The sequence below is a fragment of the Mesorhizobium sp. B2-4-1 genome (assembly GCF_006442185.1).
Classification (GTDB): Bacteria; Pseudomonadota; Alphaproteobacteria; order Rhizobiales; family Rhizobiaceae; genus Mesorhizobium.
Genome location: NZ_VFVN01000004.1, coordinates 480,001 through 500,635 on the forward strand (window position 1 = coordinate 480,001; position 20,635 = coordinate 500,635).

The 20,635-nt window shown below is 64.4% G+C and carries 20 protein-coding genes; 9 read left to right on the forward strand and 11 right to left on the reverse strand.

The window, feature by feature from the left end:
* Positions 1–9: 9 nt before the first annotated feature.
* Entirely contained in the window at positions 10–1,566 is a 1,557-nt protein-coding gene (locus FJ949_RS14020) for an amino acid permease (RefSeq protein ID WP_140496309.1), read from the reverse strand.
* Positions 1,567–1,585: 19 nt separating this feature from the next.
* The gene (locus FJ949_RS14025; protein WP_140496310.1) at positions 1,586–2,404 is read right to left on the reverse strand and encodes an N-formylglutamate amidohydrolase; all 819 of its coding nucleotides are present in this window, start codon (positions 2,402–2,404) and stop codon (positions 1,586–1,588) included.
* Positions 2,405–2,547: 143 nt separating this feature from the next.
* Here FJ949_RS14025 and FJ949_RS14030 point away from each other — a divergent pair, with 143 nt between their 5' ends.
* The 3 genes from FJ949_RS14030 (at position 2,548) to FJ949_RS14040 (ending at position 7,934) form a co-directional block, all read left to right on the forward strand.
* Complete coding sequence (locus FJ949_RS14030; RefSeq protein ID WP_140496311.1) at positions 2,548–3,372, forward strand: MurR/RpiR family transcriptional regulator; 825 nt, start codon at positions 2,548–2,550, stop codon at positions 3,370–3,372.
* A 279-nt stretch (positions 3,373–3,651) separates the two neighbouring features.
* On the forward strand, positions 3,652–4,806 hold the full coding sequence (locus FJ949_RS14035) for an efflux RND transporter periplasmic adaptor subunit (protein WP_140496312.1): 1,155 nt from the start codon (positions 3,652–3,654) through the stop codon (positions 4,804–4,806).
* Positions 4,803–7,934, forward strand: coding sequence for an efflux RND transporter permease subunit (locus FJ949_RS14040; protein ID WP_140496313.1), 3,132 nt, complete (start codon positions 4,803–4,805; stop codon positions 7,932–7,934). Before FJ949_RS14035 ends, FJ949_RS14040 begins: the two co-directional genes overlap by 4 nt.
* Before the next feature lie 55 nt (positions 7,935–7,989).
* On the opposite strand, the gene FJ949_RS14045 is transcribed toward FJ949_RS14040, so the two are convergent.
* The 6 genes from FJ949_RS14045 to FJ949_RS14070 all read right to left on the reverse strand — a co-directional run bounded on the left by FJ949_RS14045 (position 7,990) and on the right by FJ949_RS14070 (position 13,912).
* On the reverse strand, positions 7,990–8,397 hold the full coding sequence (locus FJ949_RS14045; protein ID WP_140496314.1) for a GtrA family protein: 408 nt from the start codon (positions 8,395–8,397) through the stop codon (positions 7,990–7,992).
* Entirely contained in the window at positions 8,394–9,215 is an 822-nt protein-coding gene (locus FJ949_RS14050; protein ID WP_140496315.1) for a ChbG/HpnK family deacetylase, read from the reverse strand. The genes FJ949_RS14045 and FJ949_RS14050 overlap by 4 nt, the downstream gene beginning before the upstream one ends.
* Entirely contained in the window at positions 9,212–10,198 is a 987-nt protein-coding gene (locus FJ949_RS14055) for a glycosyltransferase family 2 protein (RefSeq protein WP_140496316.1), read from the reverse strand. Before FJ949_RS14055 ends, FJ949_RS14050 begins: the two co-directional genes overlap by 4 nt.
* Positions 10,191–11,357: a glycosyltransferase family 87 protein gene (locus FJ949_RS14060; RefSeq protein ID WP_140496317.1), complete on the reverse strand. Its 1,167-nt coding sequence runs from the start codon at positions 11,355–11,357 to the stop codon at positions 10,191–10,193. The genes FJ949_RS14055 and FJ949_RS14060 overlap by 8 nt, the downstream gene beginning before the upstream one ends.
* A gap of 228 nt (positions 11,358–11,585) precedes the next feature.
* On the reverse strand, positions 11,586–12,623 hold the full coding sequence (locus FJ949_RS14065) for a zinc-binding dehydrogenase (RefSeq protein WP_140496318.1): 1,038 nt from the start codon (positions 12,621–12,623) through the stop codon (positions 11,586–11,588).
* Between the two features lie 50 nt (positions 12,624–12,673).
* The gene (locus tag FJ949_RS14070) at positions 12,674–13,912 is read right to left on the reverse strand and encodes an acyl-CoA dehydrogenase family protein (protein WP_140496319.1); all 1,239 of its coding nucleotides are present in this window, start codon (positions 13,910–13,912) and stop codon (positions 12,674–12,676) included.
* A 120-nt stretch (positions 13,913–14,032) separates the two neighbouring features.
* Here FJ949_RS14070 and FJ949_RS14075 point away from each other — a divergent pair, with 120 nt between their 5' ends.
* From FJ949_RS14075 to FJ949_RS14100, 6 genes are all read left to right on the forward strand, one after another.
* Complete coding sequence (locus tag FJ949_RS14075) at positions 14,033–14,848, forward strand: SDR family oxidoreductase (RefSeq protein ID WP_140496320.1); 816 nt, start codon at positions 14,033–14,035, stop codon at positions 14,846–14,848.
* Positions 14,849–14,872: 24 nt separating this feature from the next.
* Positions 14,873–15,373, forward strand: coding sequence for a MaoC family dehydratase (locus FJ949_RS14080; protein WP_263483366.1), 501 nt, complete (start codon positions 14,873–14,875; stop codon positions 15,371–15,373).
* Entirely contained in the window at positions 15,370–16,401 is a 1,032-nt protein-coding gene (locus FJ949_RS14085) for a phosphotransferase family protein (protein WP_140496321.1), read from the forward strand. The genes FJ949_RS14080 and FJ949_RS14085 overlap by 4 nt, the downstream gene beginning before the upstream one ends.
* A 17-nt stretch (positions 16,402–16,418) precedes the next feature.
* Complete coding sequence (locus FJ949_RS14090) at positions 16,419–17,195, forward strand: SDR family oxidoreductase (RefSeq protein ID WP_140496322.1); 777 nt, start codon at positions 16,419–16,421, stop codon at positions 17,193–17,195.
* A gap of 105 nt (positions 17,196–17,300) precedes the next feature.
* Positions 17,301–17,945, forward strand: a complete 645-nt coding sequence (locus FJ949_RS14095) for a TetR/AcrR family transcriptional regulator (RefSeq protein ID WP_140496323.1) — start codon at positions 17,301–17,303, stop codon at positions 17,943–17,945.
* A gap of 194 nt (positions 17,946–18,139) precedes the next feature.
* A complete protein-coding gene (locus tag FJ949_RS14100; RefSeq protein WP_140496324.1) occupies positions 18,140–18,388 on the forward strand; it encodes a DUF680 domain-containing protein in 249 nt (82 codons plus the stop codon).
* Between the two features lie 44 nt (positions 18,389–18,432).
* On the opposite strand, the gene FJ949_RS14105 is transcribed toward FJ949_RS14100, so the two are convergent.
* The 3 genes from FJ949_RS14105 to FJ949_RS14115 all read right to left on the reverse strand — a co-directional run bounded on the left by FJ949_RS14105 (position 18,433) and on the right by FJ949_RS14115 (position 20,583).
* Positions 18,433–19,482, reverse strand: a complete 1,050-nt coding sequence (locus tag FJ949_RS14105; protein WP_140496325.1) for a Gfo/Idh/MocA family oxidoreductase — start codon at positions 19,480–19,482, stop codon at positions 18,433–18,435.
* A 13-nt stretch (positions 19,483–19,495) separates the two neighbouring features.
* Positions 19,496–20,281: a ThuA domain-containing protein gene (locus FJ949_RS14110; RefSeq protein ID WP_140496326.1), complete on the reverse strand. Its 786-nt coding sequence runs from the start codon at positions 20,279–20,281 to the stop codon at positions 19,496–19,498.
* Between the two features lie 80 nt (positions 20,282–20,361).
* A complete protein-coding gene (locus tag FJ949_RS14115; protein ID WP_140496327.1) occupies positions 20,362–20,583 on the reverse strand; it encodes a hypothetical protein in 222 nt (73 codons plus the stop codon).
* Positions 20,584–20,635 lie beyond the last annotated feature (52 nt).

Here is a 20,635-nt window from a genome sequence, read left to right on the forward strand (position 1 = left end):
ATGCTGGCCTCAGTGGCCGGTTTCGCCGACGGCCTGCTCAGCCGCCTTGATCGCCGCTTGGCGCGCCGCGATGATGTCGCCGAGCGGCGGACCCTGGAAGCGGTTGCGCTCGAAGGCAAACCAGACGATCGCGGTCAGGATGAAGAAGCCGACGGTGATGTAGAGCGCCCAGTCGTTCGGCGGCTGGATGCCAATGACGAAGATCAGGATCATCGACACGATCGACAGGACCGCAAACAGCATGAACACGCCGCGCCCCATGTTCCACGGTCCCATCTTGTCCCATTTGGGCGTGCCCCAGGCCAGCATGCCGAGCACGATCGGCACGGTGAAGGACAGGAACAGGAAGATGACGGTGCAGGACACCACGATGGTGTAGGCCGAGGTGCCGGCGACCGAAACCAGCGTCGAACCCCAGACGAACAGCACCGACAGGATCGATGCCGTCCAGATCGCCGCCACCGGCGTGCGGTAGGTCGGACTGACCTTGGCCAGTGCCGACGAACCCGGCAGGCCGCCGTCACGCGAGAAGGCGAAGATCATGCGCGAGGCTGAGGTGACGGTGGCGAGGCCGCACAGCAGCTGAGCGATGAACACGACGAGGTAGACGAACTCCTTGAGGCCAGGGCTGACGCGCTGGTCGAAGGCCCAGAAGAACACGTTCCAGCCTTGCTTGGCGGCATCGTCCATGTTCGGGATCATCAGCACGAACGCGGCCAGGAACAGATAGCCGAACACGGCCGACCAGATCACCGACATGACCATGGCGCGCGGCACCGAGCTGGCCGCCTTGATGGTCTCCTCGGACGTATGCGCCGAGGCGTCGTAACCGGTGATGGTGTAGATCGGCAGCAGGAGGCCGAGCGCGAACACCCAGGCATTCGAAACCGACGGCCAGACGCCGCCTCCGGCATCGCCGGAGTAGTTATGGAAGGTAAACAGCCGGCTGAAATCCCAGGTTTCGGCGGAGAGCAGGCAGACCACCGCGATCAGGATCGAGCCGAAGAAGATGAGATAGCCCGAGAAGTCGGTGAGCTTGGCCGTCAGCTTGATGCCGAGATGGTTGATCAGCGCCTGGGCGCCGGTGATGATGACCAGAAAGATCATCTGGTTGGTCAGCGTGCCTTCGATGCCGAGCGCCGGTCCGAAGGCGCCGATGAAGAACGTCCAGGTGCCGACATTGATGGCGCCGAGCACGGTGATCAGGCCGAGCAGGTTGAGCCAGGCCGTGACCCAGCCGGTGCCGCGGTTGCCCAGGATCGAGCCCCAATGATAGAGCCCGCCGGCCGTCGGATAGGCCGAGCTGATCTGCGACATGGCGACGGCGAACGTCAACGAGACGAAGCAGCCGACCAGCCAGCCGATGCCGATGCCGATGCCGCCGGCGCCCGACGTTGCCTGCGCCAGCGAATTGATGCCGCCCGACAGGATGCAGATGATGGAGAAGGAAACGGCGAAATTCGAAAAGCGGCTGAGGCGCCGCTCCAGTTCCTGGGCGTAGCCCATGCTGTGGAGGACCTTGACGTCCTCCGCCTTGTCAACTTCGGTATATCCAGGTGCTGCCATTTTTAGTCCCCTTGCGTTCTCAGCTGGCCGATTGAACTGACTTTCCCGTTGCGTGTTCCCTGGCGCCCCTGGTCTCCTCGGGTTCCAGATCCGAAAAGATGCCTGTGAGCAAATCCGCCCATTTCCGCTGCCCGGTCTCGCCGGAGATTTCATCGTTGCGGATTTCGATCATCGCGCAGGGCAGCCCGCGCAGGCGCGCATGGCGTTCCAGCGTGAAATAGACGCGGTCGGCCGGCGAATAGGGTTCGTTGACGCCGACGGTGATGCCGGCAAGGTGCCGCAGCGCCGATATCAGCGGCGCTGCCAGCCGGCGGTCGTCATCGTGGATGATGCCGATATGCCAGGGCCGGTCTCGGCCTTTGTAGACCGGCGTGAAGGAATGCACCGATACCAGCCGCGTCTCCTGGCCGCGCGCCAGCCTGTCTTCGACAATATGCTCGATGGCGTTATGAAACGGCTGCCAGGACAGGGCGACCCGCGCCGCGCGCTGCTTTTCCGACAGGCCGGTGTTGCCCGGTATGGCCGTGGTTTCGCTGACCGGCGGCACCAGGTCCGGCGCGTCAAGCGGCCGGTTGCAGTCGATGACGAGACGCGAAATGCAGGTTTCGACCAGCGTCGCATCGAGCGCCTGCGCCATGCGCAGCGCAACGGGCAGCGCGCCCGGGTCCCAGGCGATGTGACGCGACAGGTCCTCGGCGGTGAGGCCGAGCGTGCCGAATTCGGCGGGCAGGAAATTGGAGGCGTGGTCGCAGGTGAGCACGAAGGGACTCGATCCGCCCGGGTTGGTCACCCTTACGGCATCAGGCGATGCAAGGCTGGCGGGCCGTGCTTTCTCCATAGTCTGCGGTCCCCGGGGAGCGCTGTATCGTATGTTACGTATTTTGCCTCATTGCGTCCCTATGGATGATTTCATACAGTTTGCCCGGCTTTGTCAAATGCGATTTGGGGAAAACACCGTCGGCCGGGCCATGGATGGGAAAGATGATTTCCAGTATTGCCGAATTGATCGCCGACCGCATCGGCACAATGCCGGCCGGCGAGCGGCGCGCGGCCCAGACGCTGATAGCGAGCTATCCGATGATCGGTCTGAAGACTGTCGCCGAATTCTCGTCCGCGGCCGGCGTGTCCTCGCCGACGATCCTGCGTTTCGTCGCCAGGCTCGGCTTCCAGAACTATCCGGAGTTCCAGTCGAGCCTGCAGGACGAACTGGCGGCGCAATTGCAGTCCCCTGCGACCCGCACGCTCAATCCGCCCTTGCCCGGCGGCACGGCGTCGCCGATGCTGGAGGCAACGCTCGACAATATGCGCGAGACGTTCCGGCACCTGTCCGACAAGCAGCTTGCCGACATCGCGTCCCGCCTCGCAGAGCGTCGCGGCAAGACATTCCTGATCGGCGGCCGCTTCACCGATCCGCTGGCGCGCTACATGGCCGCCCACCTTGCCATCATCCAGCCTGACGTCATTCACCTCGCCGGTCAGGAAAGCATGTGGCGCGACAGGCTGATCGACATGGGCAAGCGCGACGTGCTGGTCATTTTCGACATCAGGCGCTACCAGGACAGCCTCATCCGCTTCGCCGAGAAGGCGCATCAGCGTGGCGTGCAGATCGTGTTGTTCACCGACCAGTGGCTGTCGCCGATCGCCCGCTTCGCCCGTCACGTCATCGCCGGGCGAACCGCCGTGCCTTCGGCGTGGGACTCCTCGGCGGCGCTCTTCGTCGTCGCCGAAACGCTGATCGGCGCCGTCACAAGGCAACTCGAGGCCGACGGCGCCCGGCGCATCCGCGAGATGGAAGGCCTGCGTTGATGCAGCCCGGGATAAGTCTGGAACGATTTCGGTCCGAAACTGGCGTCGGGGCGGCATAGCCAGCGTTGTAATCTCGAAAGCCCGGCTCGAAGTGAACTAAAAAATCAAAACGGCACGAACACCGGCAACGTTACGCATATTTAATGTGCGCGGACACTGAAGAATTGTCATAAAGGCACGATATCGGGGGCTTGCTTCTTGCCTTAGAATAGCCCCGCTGCGTCTGCTTATTTCGGGAAACCGGTGGACGGAAGGATTGTTTTGCCAACCGGAGTGCCGATGGCCGCCTGGAAACAGATACTTTTCGCCCTTGTGGTGCTGGTGGTGGCGGTTGCCGCCTGGCTGCGCTTTTTCCCGGGCGCGCCGGACGTGCTGGCGCGCTGGGGAATAGACTGGGCCTACGCGGCAACGCCTCCGGCTGAAACCGGCGCCGGCACGAAATCCGCTGGCGGCGAGCGAGCCCGTCAGGTCAACGTCGTCGTCGTGCCCGCTATTTCCGCGACCATAAACGATCGGCTCCAGGCCATCGGCACCGGCCGCGCCAATGCGTCGGTGACGGTCAACCCCTACTCCTCCGGCCGTCTCGCCGAATTGCTGGTTTCGTCCGGCACCCATGTCGACAAGGGACAGGTCATCGCGACCCTTGATTCCGAAACCGAAGTGATCGCCCAGGACCGTGCCCGGCTCGCGCTTCAGGACGCACAGGCCAAGCTCGACCGGGTCAGGTCGCTGCGCGCCTCCAATGCGGCGACACCGGTCGCCGTCGCCGATGCCGAAGTGGTGCTGGCCGGTGCCAAGCTGGCGCTACAGGATGCGGAACTGGCACTGCACCGCCGGTCTGTTCTCGCCCCGATCTCCGGCACGGTCGGGATCCTGCCGATCTCCGCCGGCAATTATGTGACCAACCAGTCGGCGATCGCCACGCTCGACGACCGTTCCTCGATCCTTGTCGATTTCCTGGTGCCGGAACGCTTCGCGGCCGCCGTCAAGATCGGCGCGCAATTGTCGGCGACGCCGATCGCCAATCCCGGCAACAGCTATACCGGCACGGTTTCGGCCATCGACAACCACATCGACGAGAACAGCCGTACGCTTCTGGTCAAGGCGACGATCGCCAACCCGGCCGATTCGCTGCGCGCCGGCATGTCGTTCGCCATCACCATGAAATTCCCCGGCGAGACCTATCCCGCCGTCAGCCCGCTGGCGATCCTGTGGGGCTCGGAGGGCGCTTACGTCTGGGCGGTCGAGAACGGCAAGGCCAAGCGGGTGCCGGTGCGCATCATCCAGCGCAACACCGAAACCGTGTTGATCGACGCGGAACTGGACAGTGGCGACATGGTGGTGACCGAAGGCACCCAGAGCGTCAGCGAGGGAGGCGAAGTCCGCATCGCCCGCGGAGAGCAGCGCGCCGCGAACGCGGCCGAAGGCTCATGACCGGAGCCGTCAACGCCGCCAGCGAGACCGGCTTTACCGCCCTGTTCATCCGCAGGCCGGTCATGGCCTTGGTGCTGAATGTCCTCATCGCGGTCGCCGGCCTCGCCGCCTTCTATGGCGTCGAGATCCGCGAACTGCCTGATGTCGACCGCGCCGTCGTCACCGTTTCCACGACTTTCGAAGGCGCGGCGGCCGAAACGGTCGATCGCGAACTGACCGACACGATCGAGGGAGCTGTTGCCCGCGTTTCCGGCGTCAAGTCGATCTCTTCGACCTCCTCCTTCGGCTCGAGCCGCGTCACCATCGAATTCAACGACGGCGTCGACCTCAATGTCGGGGCCTCGGATGTGCGGGATGCCGTCGGCCGCGTCGCCAACCAGATGCCGGAGACGGCCGATCCGCCGCGCATCGTCAAGGCCGACGCCAACTCCGACCCCGTGATGCGCCTGGCCGTCACCTCCGACACCATGTCGGTGCAGGACATGACCGTCGTGGTCCAGGACCAGATCGAGGACGAACTGGCCGCCGTCCCAGGCGTCGCGGACGTCCAGGTCTATGGCGACCGCGACAAGATCTTCCGCATCGACGTCGATCAGAACAAGCTCGCCAGCCTGGGCTTCACCGTCGCCGACCTCAGGACCGCCCTTGCCTCGGTCGCCTTCGATTCACCCGCCGGCTCGATCACCACGACCAATCAGGACCTGATCGTTCGCACCACGGCCGATGTGACGACGCCGGAAGAATTCGAGAACATCATCATTGGCGGCACGACGCGCATCCGCGATGTCGCCACCGTCACGCTCGGCCCTGACATCGGCCAGACCACGTTGCGTTCGGACGGCAAGACCGGCATCGGCATCGGCATCATCCGCCAGGCGGAATCGAACACGCTGGACATCTCCACCGGCGTCAAGGCCGCGGTCGAGAAATTGCAGGCAAACCTGCCGCAAGGCATGTCGATCAAGGTCACAAGCGACGACGCGGTGTTCGTCAACGGCGCCGTGCACGAGGTGGAGATCGCGCTCGCGCTTTCCGTCTCCATCGTTCTGGTCGTCATCTATGCCTTTCTTCTCGACTGGCGCGCCACGCTCATTCCGGGCCTGTCGATGCCCGTCGCCATGATCGGCACCATTGCCGCAATCTATCTCGCTGGTTTCTCGATCAACATCCTGACGCTGCTGGCCCTGGTGCTGGCGACGGGGCTTGTCGTCGATGACGCGATCGTCGTTTTGGAAAACATCGTGCGGCGGCGCAATCAAGGCATGGGGCCGCGTGCCGCTGCCGTGCTCGGCGCACAGGAGGTGTTCTTCGCCGTCATCGCCACCACGCTGACGCTGGTTGCCGTCTTCGTGCCGATCTCCTTCCTGCCGGGCCAGACCGGCGGCCTGTTCCGCGAATTCGGCTTCGTGCTCGCCATGTCGGTGCTGTTGTCCTGCGTGGTCGCGCTGACGCTTTGCCCCATGCTTGCCTCGCGCATGCTGTCCACTGCTGCCCTCCACCACGAGGGCGGCAACGGCGTCGGCGCACGCATCGGCGGCGCGCTGAACGCGGCCTACCGGCGCAGCCTGCATGTCTGCCTCGACGCGCCGTGGATCGTGGTGCTGGTGGCGCTGCTGTTCGCCGGCACCGCATTCGCGCTGTTCGGCACCATCCGCCAGGAATTGACGCCGACCGAGGATCGCGCGGTCGTGCTGCTTCGCATCAGCGCCCCGCAAGGCGTCAGCCTCGACTACACGACGCAGCAGATGCAGAAGATCGAAAAACTGATCCAGCCGCTGCGTGATTCCGGCGAAATCGTCAGCACTTTCGAGAGCGCCGGCCAGAACGGCGCCTATAATTCAGGCTTCATGGTGATGACGCTGGCGCCCTGGGACGAGCGCAGCCGCAGCCAGCAGGAGATCATGGCCGAGATCAGCCAACTCACCCGCCAGGTGCCCAGTGTGCGTATCTTCCCGGTGCAGCCCAACAGCCTCGGCATCCGTGGCGCCGGCAACGGCCTGCAGTTCGCGCTGGTCGGCAACGACCGCAAGGCGCTCGGCGACGCGGCCGTCAAGATCATCGCCGAGATGCAGAAGGATCCGCGTTTCCAGACACCCCGTCTTTCCATCGACCCGACGCAACCGCAGCTCTCCGTCGCCATCGACCGCGAGCGCGCCTCCGATCTCGGCATCGACATCACCGGGCTGGCCAACACCATGCAGGCCATGCTCGACGGCAACGACGTCGTCGATGTCTACATCGCCGACCGCAGCTACGGGGTGAAGCTGGTTTCGACCACCAACCCGATCAACGATCCGACCGACCTGGAGAACGTCTTCCTAAAGACGGCTGACGGCCGTTTCGTGCCGATGTCGACCATAGCCACGCTGACCGAGCGTGCCGTGCCGCCCTCGCTGTCGCGCGAGCAGCAGCAGCCGTCGGTGGCGATCACGTCCAACCTCGGCGGCGATTTCGCCCTCGGCTCGGCCCTTACGCGCGCCGAGGAGATCGCAACGCCGCTTCTGCCGCCGGGCAGCCGCATCGTGCCGTTGGCCGAGGCGGCGACGCTGGGTGAGACAAACAGCGCCATGGTCACCATCTTCGGTTTTGCCCTGGTCATCATCCTGCTGGTGCTTGCCGCGCAATTCGAGAGCTTCGTCAGCGCCATCATCATCATGGCGACAGTGCCGCTCGGCCTCGCCTGCGCCATCTTCGCGCTTCTGCTCTCGGGCACCAGCCTCAACGCCTACAGCCAGATAGGCTTGGTGCTGCTGGTCGGCGTCATGGCCAAGAACGGCATCCTGATCGTCGAATTCGCAAACCAGCTGCGCGATCGCGGACTGGGGGTGCGCGAGTCGATCGAACAGGCCTCGACCATTCGCTTGCGCCCGGTGATGATGACAATGATCTGCACCGTGCTCGGCGGCGTGCCGCTGGTGCTGGCGGCGGGCGCCGGCGCCGAGGCCCGTATCGCGCTCGGCTGGGTGATCGTCGGCGGACTGGGGCTGGCCACCGTCTCGACGCTGTTCCTGACCCCCGTCGCCTATCTCTTGCTCGGCCGCTTCGTCACGCCGAAGACCCACGAGGAGGCGCGGCTGAAGCGCGAACTCGAGGAAGCCGCCTACACCGATGTGGAGCCGGCTGAATAGGGAAATTCCAGGAGACCGTGTGGCGGGTCCGGAATTTTCGTGGGGAAACAGCCTGCTATTTCAAGAGACGGCCCTCGATCGACCAGCGCGCGGCGAGGAAATTCAGCACCGCCGCCACAACCACCCCGCCGATCTTTGCCGGCCACACGCCGACGACGCCGGCGAACAGCGCGATCGCAAGGCTGGAGACACCAAGCGAAATCAGCGCGCCGAGCGAGGCGAAGCGAAGAAAGGCATGATGCAGCCGGATGGCCGGATCGCGCTCGAACGACCAGAAGCCGTTGGCCGCGAAGGAGAAGGTGACGGCAATGAACCAGGACGCAACGTTGGCGGGCAGCGGCGGCACGTGCAGCTTGAGCAGCAGAAAGAAACCGGCAAGGTCGATGGCCGTGTTCACCAGGCCGACAATGGCGAAGCGGATAATCTTGTTGCCGGTCGAACGCCGGGACTGATCGGCACTCATGCTGTGCCGTCCATGATGCCGACACGCGCGCGAGCCAGGTTTGCGCCGAAATGATCGGAGGCGAGAACCGCGAATTCGACTTCGCGCACATCTTGCATCGGGTCGCGTGCACGCAACGTCTCGTCGACATGCCCGGGATGGCACATGAACAGTCCCTCTTCCGGCAGGCTTTCAACGGCGGTTTGCAGGGCGGGCGCGAACTTTTCCGGCTGCCGCCAGTCATAGATGCCGGCGAGCGGCGCCCTCACGGTGAAGCCGGCGCGCCGCATGGATCGGTTGAAACCAGTTGCCAGGGCGGCGATCGCCGCAATTTTCGATGCCGCCGCTCCGCTGCCGGCCAGTGCCGGCGCGCCGCGCAGCCACGGTCTGCCGGCATCTCCGGCGAAACGCCCCCGCAGCCATTTGCGCACGACAGGCAGGAAATGCACATGCTGGTGGCCGTCGATGAAATCGGGCCGGTGTCCGAGCGCCTCGACGAAGCGGCCAAATTGGGCGTCGAGCTCGGCATGGACGTCGCAGGTCTCGATGCTGCCGCGCAGGATCGGCAATGCCAGCGAGCGGAGCGGCGGCAGCCGGCCTTCCGGCGCCAGGCTCGACGGGCCGGTCACGGCCGGCTGGTCCGTCAAGGTCAGATGCAGGCCGACGGCGACCCGGCCGCACAGCGGCTTGATGCGTTCCGCCTCCCCCGGCCATTCCGCGAAACCGGTCATGCAACCGGTGCCCGTTAGCCGCCCGCGATCGAGCAGGTCGAGGATCGCCGCCGAGACGCCGGGCGCCAGGCCGTAATCGTCGGCGATCAGGCGGATGCCGCGCATCATGCCCCGGAAACGCCCGGCGCCGACCTGGCGGGAACATCGCTGCGCACGATATCGCGCACGATGTAGACCGGGCGGTCCTTGCTTTCGCTGAGCGTGACCCAGACATATTCACCGATCAGCCCGAGAAGTGTCAGGTTGAGGCCGCCGAGCAACACCACGGCGACCAGCAGGCTCGGATAGCCTGGAACGGCAATGCCGTAGAACAGCACCTCGAAGAGCACTTTCGCGCCATAGACCGCGCCGGCAAACGCCGCAAGCAGTCCGCTGAGGCTGATCAGGCGCAGCGGAATCACCGAAAAGGACGTAAACCCCTCTAGCGAAAAGGCGATCAGGTTGAGCCGGCTCCATTTCGACTTGCCGCTGGCGCGGTTTTCCGGCGAATAGGATATGGCCTTCTGGCGGAAGCCGGCCCAGGCGAACAGGCCCTTGTTGAAGCGCCTTTTGTCGCGCAGGCTGGTCAATGCGCGCGCCACGGTGCCGCGCATGACGCGAAAGTCGCCTGCATTCTCGGGAATATCGAACCGCTGGCTGCTGTTGATCAGGCTGTAGAACAGTTTCGCCAACTGGCTGCGCCGCCAGCTTGCCCCGCGCCGGTCGTTCTGCGCGTAGACGACGTCGACGTCCGGATTCTCAGCCAGCTCGACGATCATCTTCAGGCTGGTCTCCAGGGAGTGCTGCAGATCCGCGTCCATGACAAGCACCATGTCGCCCCGCGAGTGGTCGAGGCCGGCGAGCACGGCGACCTCCTTGCCGAAATTGCGGCTGAGGCGCACGATTTCCCAGGATCCCGAAAGTGCCTGCGAAAACCGCCCGGCGCTATCGTCCCGGCTGCCGTCGTCGACCAGGATCTTGTGGACTTGCATGCCGAAGCGGCTCGACACCGCCGCCTCGAGCGCGTCGAGCAATGCCGCGAAAGCCGTCGCCGATTGCGCCTCGTTGAAGAACGGCGCCACGATATCGAGTCTCGGGCGCATCTCAGCCATGGGCGACAGGCTCCACATTCACCAATTTTTGTCGCGCCTTGGCCCAGAACCACCATATCAGGAAGCAGGCGATGAAAGTGACCGTGATCGGCCGAAACCAGGGATAGAGAAAGTCATGCATGTGGCGCTCGACACCGGTCAAACCTGTCAGGAATAAAGTCATGGACAGCACGCAGGCCAGGACGCCACCTTTTTCTTCGCGCCACAACAGGGCAATGGCAAGGCCGGCGGGTACCGCGATCATCGCATAGGTGTTGGGCTCGACGCGCGGGTTGAAGACGCACATGTAGAAGGCGGCCGCCAGGAAGATCGCGAGTCCGGCCGCTCCTTGTTCGAGCTTGCGGTCGAACCAGAGCACGATCGAGAGCGTCAGCAAGCCGATCACGACGCGCACCGCCGTGGCAGCCGAATCCGGAACGGGCAGCCCCATCTCGATAAAGGGCGCGGTGAAATCGGTAGGAACAAAATGGCTGGTCTTGTCGACGGCCATCGACGTCAGCATGCGGGCGAAATCGCCATACTGCTCGTTCAGGTAGCCGGCGGGAGCGAAAGCGTAGGGGATGGCGAGCACGAACAGCACCGCGAGCACCAGCACCGGTATCAGCCGCGGGCGCAACGCCCCCACCAACAGCAGCATGATGATCGCGGTCGGCTTGGCCGTTATGGCAAGCGAGGCCCAGAAAAAGGTCTCCGCACGCCGTCCTTCCAGTGCCGACAGGGTCAAGAGCCAGCAGGCGCCGGTCAGCAGGATTGTCGCCTGGCCGTTGCGAATGGCGCCCAGTGTCATCGGCAAAGCGAGAAAGAGGCCGAAGGAAAGCAGCCAGGTCTGCTCCTGTCCGCCCAGCTTGCGCACCTGCCGCGCCGCGGCAAGGGTGAGAACGGCGAAACCGAGGGCATGCCAGACCAGCCCGCCAAGATGCGGTCCCAGATTCAAGAACGGAATATAGAGCGCGGCGAAGGCGGGCGTGTAAAGGTATCCCATCTCGGACTCGAGGTCGTAGAGCGGCCGGCCGGCGAGAAACTCCACACTGCCATATCTGTAGGCGTGCAATACGGTGCGCGCATCGGGCGACCACAGGACCAGGCCAAGCACGACCGCGAATGCCCCGATCCACAGGCCAAGCCCCAGGCGGTCGAAAACCGGTTTGGAAATCCTCACCAAGCACCCCACACCAATCCGGAACAGGCCCGGTCCGGCACTGTCCCAGCGTTCATTGGCGGCGGCATATCACGGACAAAGCGGGGTGGCATAGGGGGATCGAACGGCGTGGCCGCCGATGACATTGAACGATCGCAGCCAACAAACCACCCTCTTTCCGGCCCTCGAAGGTTATAGCAGCTGTGCTCTCGATGAACCGGAATGCAGCTCAACCGCACACCCCCTGCTTTACGGCCGAATGAACACCTTGCCATTGGGCCTGGCCAGTTCCGCCGGCACGCGCGCCATCGCCTCGGCCAGCGGCACCACAGCCGTCACGTCGGTCGTCCAGCGCCCGTCGGAAAAGCGCTTCTGCGCCTCGAGGATCGCAGGACCGCGGCGATCCTTATGCTGCCGCATCCATTCGCTCAGCCAGAAGCCCTCTATGTGCTTGTGCTGGAAAATCAGCTGGCCGGGTTCGCGGATGATCGTGGCCTCGGGATCGAGCCGTCCATAGATGATCCAGCGCGAGCGCTTCGGCATGGCGTTAAAGATGGCCGAGGCCAGTGGCCCGGTCACCGCATCGAGAAAGATGCGCGGCTGTTCGGCCTTTATCACCTCGCGCAGCGAGGCTTCGAAATCGGGCGACTTCTCGTTGAGCACATGGGCGGCGCCGATTTCCTTCAGCAGCGCGATCTCCTCGTCGCGGCGCACGGTGACGATAGGCCGGAATCCTTCCTCACTGGCCAGCCCGATGATCAGCTTGCAGAGCTGGCTGGCGCCGGCGGTCATGATGAAGGCCCTTTCGCCTTCTCGGCTGACGATGTCGAACATGGCGAGCGCGGTAAGCGGATTGACGATCATGGCAGCCCCATCCTCGTCGCGCACGGTGTCGAGGAGCGGAATGCAGGCGGCGGCTTCGGCAATGGCATAGTCGGCCCATGAGCCCCAATTGGAGAGCCCGGTGGCGAAGGCAACGCGCTTGCCGACGAGGCTCTTGGGATAGGGCTCGTCGCCGCCGGCAACGACCACGCCGACGCCTTCGAAGCCGGCCGGCCGGCCCTTGAGCCGCGGCTGGCCGTATTGGCCCTTGATGAAGGCGACATCGGACGGATTGATCGACGCAAGGCTGACCTTGATCAGCACTTGCGTCGGCCCAGGTGCCGGCACTGCGATACTGCCTGGCTTGAGATAGGGCTCCATCGCCTCCAGCACGCTGCCGCTCGGCGCCCTGGTGTAGCCGTCGCCGACCAGGAGCAGGGCCTTCATTTCGGAGGGTATGGCCATTGGTGGCTGCTCCTTGGTTGTCGACGCAAGACGATGAGATGCCGGCCGGCTCAAACCTTTTCCTGCGTGTATTTCCTCAATTCAGCCCGCGCCACCTGGCGGCGATGCACGGCATCCGGCCCGTCGGCGAGGCGCAGCGTTCTGAGATGCGTCCACGAGCGCGCCAGCGGCGTGTCCTGGCTGATGCCTTGCGCGCCGAACATCTGCACCGCCTCGTCGGTGACCTTCAGAGCCATGCGTGGCGCGACCACCTTGATCTGACTGATCCAGGGCGCGGCGGCGCGCGCGTCGCCCTGGTCGATCATCCACGCCGCCTTGAGGCAGAGCAGGCGGGCCATCTCGATCTCCATCCGGCACTCGGCGATGATATCGAAATTGGCGCCGAGTTTCGCCAGTGGCTGGCCGAACGCTTCACGGCGGACCGAACGCTGGCACAGCAGCTCCAGCGCCATCTCGGCCTGGCCGATGGCCCGCATGCAGTGATGGATGCGGCCGGGGCCGAGGCGGCCTTGCGCGATCTCGAAACCCCTGCCCTCGCCGAGGATCAGGTTCGACGCCGGCACCAGCACATTGTCGAAGCGAAGATGCATGTGGCCGTGCGGCGCGTCGTCGTCGCCGTAGACCTGCATTGGACGCAGCTTGCTGACACCCTTGGTGTCCGCCGGCACGAGGATCATCGAATGCCGCCTGTGCTTCGGCTCTCCATCGGAGGTCTTCACCATGACGATATAGATGGCGCAGCGGGGATCGCCGGCACCAGAGGCCCACCATTTCTCGCCGTTCAGCACATAGCCGTCGCCGCGCCGTTCGCAGCGCATCGAAATGTTGGTGGCATCCGACGAGGCTACGTCCGGCTCGGTCATCAGATAGGCCGAGCGGATCTTTCCGTCGAGAAGCGGCTCCAGCCAGGCGTTCTTGTGCTCCGCCGAGCCGTAGCGCTCCAGCACCTCCATGTTGCCGGTGTCGGGCGCCGAGCAGTTGAAGGTCTCGGCGCCGAGATGCGCCTTGCCCATCTCCTCGGCCAGATAGGCGTATTCGACGGTGGAAAGACCGTAGCCGCGTTCCGAGCCGGTCAGCCAGAAATTCCAAAGGCCGCGCTCTCTTGCGGTCGTCTTCAGCCCTTCGAGGATCTCGGTCTGGCGCCGCGTGTATGTCCAGCGGTCGCCCGCCTTGCCGACTTCGCCGAGGAATTCCTTGTCGAGCGGCATGATCTCGTCGCGCACCATGGCCGCGACGCGCGCGTGGATCGGCCTCAGCCGCTCCGTCATGCCGAGATTCATCTCCGTCATCGGTTGCTAACCCTTCGTTCAGGCCGGGCATTTTGTCAGTGGCAAGGATGACCGTACTTCGGATAGCCTTGTCAACGCGAACGCTTTCCCCGATCCGCCGATGAAAGGCGCAGGAGTTCGATGAGCTATCTCGACGATCTTTTTTCGGTGGCCGGCAAGACCGCGCTGGTCACGGGCGCGGCGACCGGCATCGGCCGCATGGCGGCGACGGGCCTCGTCAAGGCCGGCGCAACGGTGATGATCGCCTCGCGCAAGGGCGAGGACTGCATCAAGGTCGCCGAGGAATTGAACGGGTTTGGCGCGCCGGGCCGGGCGGAAGGCTTTGCCGGAGACGTTTCCAGCGAGGCCGGCATTGCCGCCTTGGTCGGCGAGGTCAAGACGCGGGCCGAACGGCTGCATATCCTGGTCAACAATGCCGGCGTGTCCTGGGGAGCGCCGCTGGAGAGCTTCCCCTATCATGCCTGGGCCAAGGTGTTCGGCGTCAACGTCACCGCCGTCTTCCACCTGACCCGCGAACTGCTGCCGCTGCTCGAAGCCGCCGCCAGCGACGAGGATCCAGCCCGGGTGATCAATCTGGGCTCCGTGATGGGCACGCAGCCGCTGGCCGACGACGCCTACTCCTACACCGCCTCCAAAGCGGCCGTTCATCACCTGACGCGCACCCTGGCGCTGGAATTCGCCGGCCGCCGCATCACCGTCAACGCCTTTGCCCCTGGGCCCTTCCAGAGCCGGATGACGGCGTTTGCCACCGCCACTGAGGAACAGGCCAGGTATGTCGGCAGCCACGTTCCGATCGGCCGTATCGGCGCCCCGGATGACATTGCCGGCGCAACGCTCTATTTGTGCAGCCGTGCAGGCAGCTATGTCACCGGCGCCATCCTGCCGATTGACGGCGGACAGTCGGTGCAGCATGGGCTGACCCTGTTCAAGGAATGACATGTCCGGCCGGGGAAGCCGGGGATGAAACTGGAGGACATCCGCGTGGAACCGATCAGTCTCGATGTGCTTCTGGCCAGCGTCGGCAAGGAGGTGGGCGTCTCGCCATGGCGGGTGGTCACGCAGCGCATGATCGACCAGTTCGCAGACGCCACCGACGACCACCAGTTCATTCATTGCGATCCGGAGCGGGCCAAGCGCGAGACGCCGTTCGGCGGCACCATCGCGCATGGCTTCCTGTCGCTGTCGCTGTTGTCGGCAATGACCTTCGAGACCATGCCGCCGCTGGAAAACGGCAAGATGGGCGTCAACCACGGCTTCGATTCGCTGCGCTTCCTGGCGCCGGTGAAGACCGGCGCGCGCATCCGCACCCGTTTCGTGCTGGCCGACGTCAAGGTCAGACCCTCGGGCTGGGTGCAGACGGCCCATGACGTGACGATCGAGATCGAGGGCTCGAAGAAACCGGCGCTCACCGCCCGCTGGCTGACGCTGACCCTGATCGAACGCCAGCCAGAGACCGCATGAGCGACCCGAACGCGCTCGACCAGGCAGCGCTTTCGCCCTATCTCGAGGCGCGGATCCCCGGTTTTGCCGGACTTTCCTCCGTCGAAAAATTCAAATCCGGCCAATCCAACCCGACCTATCTGCTGACGGCGGCCAGCGGCCGCTACGTGCTGCGCGCCAAGCCGCCGGGGCAGTTGCTGAAATCCGCACATCAGGTCGACCGTGAATTCAGGGTAATGAGCGCCCTTTCGGGCACCGCCGTGCCGGTGCCGCGGATGCTGCATCTCTCGGCCGAGAACTCGCCGATCGGCCGCATGTTCTACATCATGGATTTCATCGACGGCCGCATCTTCTGGAATCCGGCACTGCCGGAAGCGCGCGACAATGGCGAGCGCGCGGCCATTTACGATGCCATGAACGCCACGCTTGCCGCCCTGCACGACGTCGATATCGAGGCCGTGGGTCTCGGCGACTTCGGCCGGCCGGGCAATTATTTCGAGCGCCAGCTGGCGCGCTGGACCAGCCAGTACCGCGCCTCGGAGACCGGTGCCATTGCCGACATGGACCGGCTGATCGACTGGCTGGAGACGCACATGCCCGCCGACGATGGCCGTGTCTCGCTGGTGCATGGCGACTATCGGCTGGACAACCTGATATTCGCGCCGGACCGGCCGAAGGTGATGGCGGTGCTCGACTGGGAACTGTCCACATCAGGCCATCCATTTGCCGATATCGCCTACCAGTGCATGCAATGGCGCCTGCCGCATAGCTCGGGCTTTCGCGGCCTGGGCGGTATCGACCGCGCCGCGCTCGGACTGCCTTCGGAAGAGGACTATGTCGCCACCTATTGCCGGCGGCGCGGGCTCACCGGCATCGGCGACTGGACGTTCTTCCTCGCCTTCTCCTTCTTCCGGCTGGCCGCGATCTGCCAGGGCGTCTACAAGCGCGCGCTGGACGGCAATGCCTCGAACCCGGAAAAGGCCAGGACCTATGGCGAGGCGGTGAAACTGCTTTCGCACCTCGCCGCGAAACTGATCGACCGAAACTGATCGACGAGAAATAATCGATGGGCCGCTTCGACGGAAAAACGGTGTTGATCACGGGTGCCGCGGGCGGGCTTGGCCGCGGCGCGGCCAAAGCTTTTGCCGCCGAAGGCGCGCGGCTGGTCCTCTCCGACCTCGATGAACCAACCTTGAGGAGCTTTGCCGAAACGCTCGATGCCGAGACGGCGGTCCTGGCCGGCAACATCGCCGACGAGGCGCTGTCGCAGGCGCTGGTGGCTCTGGCGGTCGAAAGATTCGGCCGGCTGGATGTCGCAGTCAACAATGCCGGCATCGTGCAGAGTTTCGTGCGTTTGCCGCAGGTCGCCTCGGAGGAGGCGCGCCGGGTGATCGAAATCGATCTGCTCGGCGTCTTCTATGCCATGAAGCACCAGATCCCGCAGATGGAGCGGCAGTTCAAGGCGGACGGCAAGGGCGGCGCCATCGTCAACATCGCCTCCGCCGCCGGACTGGGTGGCGCGCCGAAGCTTTCGATCTATGCCGCCGCCAAGCACGGTGTGGTCGGGCTGACCCGGTCGGCGGCAATTGAATACGCCAGCAAGGGCCTGCGCATCAACGCGGTCTGTCCGGCGCACACGAGAACGGCGATGGTCGACAGTTTCGTGCGCGTCTCCGGCGCTCCGGAAGCCGACGCCCTGGCCGAACTGACGCGCGGCGTGCCGATGAGGAGGGTGGCCGAAGTGGATGAGATCACCACGGTGATCCTGTTCGCCGCCGACCCCGCCAACTCCTTCATGACCGGCCACACATTGGCCGTCGACGGCGGCGTCGGCGCCATCTGACGCCTGCCGCCTGGGAACCTGCGACGGGAACCAGCGACGCCCTTGTCCGTTTCCGTACAGCGTATATAATTCAGTTGGCCACCCAACCAGCAGAGGCAGGCGATATTGCCGGTGAGCGCCCAGACACGCCGCGAGAAACAAAAGGCCGAACAGCGTTCCGAACTTGTGGAGGCCGCGCACAAGCTCGTGCAGGAGGAAGGCTATGAGGGCCTGACCATCCGCAAGCTGGCCAAGCGCGTCGGCTACGCGCCGATGTCGGTCTATTCCTATTTCGCCGACAAGCAGGACATATTGTTCGCGCTGGCCGAGGATGCGTTCGAGACGCTTGCCCGGCGCATCGAGGAGCATCCTTCCGACGATCCGATCGAGGCGCTGCAAGCAGTGATGACGGAATACGCCGCATTCGGGCTTGGCAATCCCAATGAATACCGCACCGTCTTCATGACCGAAAAGACCAAGCTGCCGGCAGGCCGGAGCTACGAGGACATGGAAGAAAGCAACCCGGCGATGAAGGTGCTGATCAGCAGGGTCGAGGCCTGCGTCGCCGCGGGGAAGTTGCAGGGTGATCCGCGCGCCATTGCTACCATGCTGTGGGCGGTCGGCCACGGCACCATCTCGCTGCTGATCACCTTCCCCTTCTACCCCTTCGGTGATCCGCAGGCTTTCGTGAAACGGATGTGCGATTTCACCCTTGCCACGCTCAGCACGCAGAACGTGCCCCCGCTGACCGAGACACCGGTCAACTGCTGAACGATATCTCCTTGCGTATCCACGCTTCATCGACGCTCCGCGTTTAACGTGCCAAGCGGGGCGGATTTTCTTGGTTAACAAAAATTTCCGTACGTGTACGATTCTGGCTTGAACTCCGCGATCGGTGGGCGTATTTGTACGGAATACCGTACACGTACGAGAACAAATTCACCCATCGAACCCGGAGACGGACAATGAAAAAGACCCTCCTCACCCTCGCTGCCGTGCTGGCACTTTCGGGCTCGGCCCTTGCCGCCAACACGACACACCCGGTCAAGCACGTGCCCGCCGCGACCTGCGTCGACACCAAGGCCAATGTGAAGCTCGATTGCGCATCGACCGGCTCGCTCGAGAAAAAGGGCGTCACGGAAACCACCGCTGAAGGCAAGGGCCCGCGCCTCGGCATCAGCATCAATCCCTGGATCGTGCCGAGCGCGTTCTGATAGCGGCAACACACGCCTGGCCGGTGCAGCCGGCCAGATGTGATTCAGGCGATCGTGACCGGCAGTCTGGACGACGAACTCTCGAAGGCCGCGTCGATCAGCCTCTGCATGTCGGCGGCGCGACGGAAGGATGGATCGCCGTTCCTTCCCCTATCGAGCGCTTCGGCGAAACGCAGCGCGTTGCGCTTCACATCCGGCAGCGCCAGTGTCCGCCAACGTTGCTGGTCGATGTCCTCGCCCAGGCAGGCCGACAGGCGCGAAACCTTGCCGTCTGTTTTGACCTTGATGGCGCCCTTGGTGCCATGCATGGCCAGCGACAGGTCGTTGGCGTGGCCGGTCATGTAGCGGCTGGCGACGATCGTCGCGAGCGCCCCGCATTTGAACCGCGCCGTCATTGCGATACTGTCGTTGGCATCAAGCACATAATCGCCGATCCGATCGCCTTCGGCCTTGGGAAACGTCACCAGGTCGGCGTGCAGGGTGGCGATGTCCTGGTCGGCGCCATAGCTTGCGAAATCCAGAATGTGGATACCGACATCGCCGAGCACGCCCGTCGAGCCGTGCCGGTTGGACAGGCGCCACAGCCATTTGTCTTCGATGCGCCAGTCGCCCCATGACTTGCTGACCAGCCAGCTCTGTTTGTAGCTCGCCTCGACATGGCGCAATGCGCCGATCTCGCCGGCCTGCACCATGCGTCGCGCTTCCTCGATCGCCGCCGAGTTGCGGTAGGTCAGGTTGACCATGTTGACGACCCCGGCCGCCTCGGCCGCTTCCGTCATTGCAAGCGCGTCGGCATGGTTCGGCGCCAGCGGCTTTTCGCAAAAGACGTGTTTCCCCTGGGCAAGCAGCGCCAGCGTCGTGGCCTTGTGCACGCCATCCGGCGTCGCATTGATGGCCGCATCGAACGCACCCCAGCCGATCGCCGCTTCCAGGCTCTCGAAAGACTGGCTGATCTTGTTGGCGGCGGCGAACATCGCACCGCGGCCCGGCACCTGGTCGACGCAGGCGACGATTGTGCATCCTGGAATCCTGGCGAACTCCTCGACGTGATGTCCGGCAATGCCACCGGTGCCGAGCAGAAGGAGGCGGTGCATCTTCAACTCACGCCTAACTCAGGCCCTTGTCGCCGTCGGCATGCAGGCGCAGGCCCTTCTGGACGATCTTCTCCTTGGCCTGGTCTGTCGGCACGTTCGGCGCATTGATGATGCCGGACCATGCGGGTGCGGGATTGTGCGCCCAATGCACGGCGTTGCGCAGCACCTGCTGCACGCCTTCATTGTGGTAGATCGGGTAGGTCTCGTGGCCGGGCGAGAAATAGAAGATCCGTCCGGCGCCGCGCTGATAGGTCAGCCCCGACCGGAAGACTTCGCCGCCTTCGTACCAGGAGACGAACACTGTCTCCAGCGGCTCCGGCACCGCGAAGGGCTCGCCATACATCTCCGTCTCGCCGATCTCCAGGCACTCGCCGATACCTTGCGCGATCGGATGGCCGCGGTTGATGGCCCAGACGCGCTCGCGCTCGCCCGCTTCGCGCCATTTCAGCGAACAAGGCGTGCCCATCAGCCGCTTGAAGATCTTCGAATAGTGTCCGGAATGGAGCACGATCAGACCCATGCCTTCCCAGACCCGTTTCTGCACGCGCTCGACGATCTCGTCCTTGACCTCGCCATGGGCGGCATGGCCCCACCAGAGCAGGACATGGGTGGCAGCCAGCCGGCTTTCGCTCAAGCCGTGCTCCGGCTCCTGCAAGGTAGCGGTGGTCGCCTCGATGCCCTTATCCTGGTTGAGCGCGGCTGCAATGGTCCCATGCATGCCCAATGGATAAAGGCCGCGCACGGCGGCATTGGTCTGCTCGTGGACATTCTCGCCCCAGACGACGGCTTTTACCGGCATTTTACGATCTCCCAAAGCGCTTTGAATATCCCACTTGGCGCCGTCTTGGAAAGATGGCTCCTCAACCGAAACTGGGGAAATCAGCGCGGTTTGCGTCCGGGAACGGTCTTGGCTTTGCCCGGCCTTGCGGGGGCGCCGGGGATAGCCGTCCCCGTGATCGACACAGGATCGCTGGCCGGGAACGTATCCTCGAGGCCTTCCTCGAGTTCCTCTTCGGCGTCGGCCCCGTGATGCCGCTCATGCTCCAGGGAGCGCACGGCCGAGCTTTTCCCGGGCGACTTCGGCGTGGACTTCGATGGCATCGGCATTCTCCCTCGACCTGTTGCCGCAAACGGGCGCGGGCGGCAAACGTTC

Coding starts and splice junctions, on each gene's coding strand:
- FJ949_RS14020 (WP_140496309.1), bottom strand. CDS start 1,566: ATGGCAGCACCTGGATATACCGAAGTTGACAAGGCGGAGGACGTCAAG.
- FJ949_RS14025 (WP_140496310.1), bottom strand. CDS start 2,404: ATGGAGAAAGCACGGCCCGCCAGCCTTGCATCGCCTGATGCCGTAAGG.
- FJ949_RS14030 (WP_140496311.1), top strand. CDS start 2,548: ATGATTTCCAGTATTGCCGAATTGATCGCCGACCGCATCGGCACAATG.
- FJ949_RS14035 (WP_140496312.1), top strand. CDS start 3,652: ATGGCCGCCTGGAAACAGATACTTTTCGCCCTTGTGGTGCTGGTGGTG.
- FJ949_RS14040 (WP_140496313.1), top strand. CDS start 4,803: ATGACCGGAGCCGTCAACGCCGCCAGCGAGACCGGCTTTACCGCCCTG.
- FJ949_RS14045 (WP_140496314.1), bottom strand. CDS start 8,397: ATGAGTGCCGATCAGTCCCGGCGTTCGACCGGCAACAAGATTATCCGC.
- FJ949_RS14050 (WP_140496315.1), bottom strand. CDS start 9,215: ATGATGCGCGGCATCCGCCTGATCGCCGACGATTACGGCCTGGCGCCC.
- FJ949_RS14055 (WP_140496316.1), bottom strand. CDS start 10,198: ATGGCTGAGATGCGCCCGAGACTCGATATCGTGGCGCCGTTCTTCAAC.
- FJ949_RS14065 (WP_140496318.1), bottom strand. CDS start 12,623: ATGGCCATACCCTCCGAAATGAAGGCCCTGCTCCTGGTCGGCGACGGC.
- FJ949_RS14070 (WP_140496319.1), bottom strand. CDS start 13,912: ATGACGGAGATGAATCTCGGCATGACGGAGCGGCTGAGGCCGATCCAC.
- FJ949_RS14075 (WP_140496320.1), top strand. CDS start 14,033: ATGAGCTATCTCGACGATCTTTTTTCGGTGGCCGGCAAGACCGCGCTG.
- FJ949_RS14080 (WP_263483366.1), top strand. CDS start 14,873: ATGAAACTGGAGGACATCCGCGTGGAACCGATCAGTCTCGATGTGCTT.
- FJ949_RS14085 (WP_140496321.1), top strand. CDS start 15,370: ATGAGCGACCCGAACGCGCTCGACCAGGCAGCGCTTTCGCCCTATCTC.
- FJ949_RS14090 (WP_140496322.1), top strand. CDS start 16,419: ATGGGCCGCTTCGACGGAAAAACGGTGTTGATCACGGGTGCCGCGGGC.
- FJ949_RS14100 (WP_140496324.1), top strand. CDS start 18,140: ATGAAAAAGACCCTCCTCACCCTCGCTGCCGTGCTGGCACTTTCGGGC.
- FJ949_RS14105 (WP_140496325.1), bottom strand. CDS start 19,482: ATGCACCGCCTCCTTCTGCTCGGCACCGGTGGCATTGCCGGACATCAC.
- FJ949_RS14110 (WP_140496326.1), bottom strand. CDS start 20,281: ATGCCGGTAAAAGCCGTCGTCTGGGGCGAGAATGTCCACGAGCAGACC.
- FJ949_RS14115 (WP_140496327.1), bottom strand. CDS start 20,583: ATGCCATCGAAGTCCACGCCGAAGTCGCCCGGGAAAAGCTCGGCCGTG.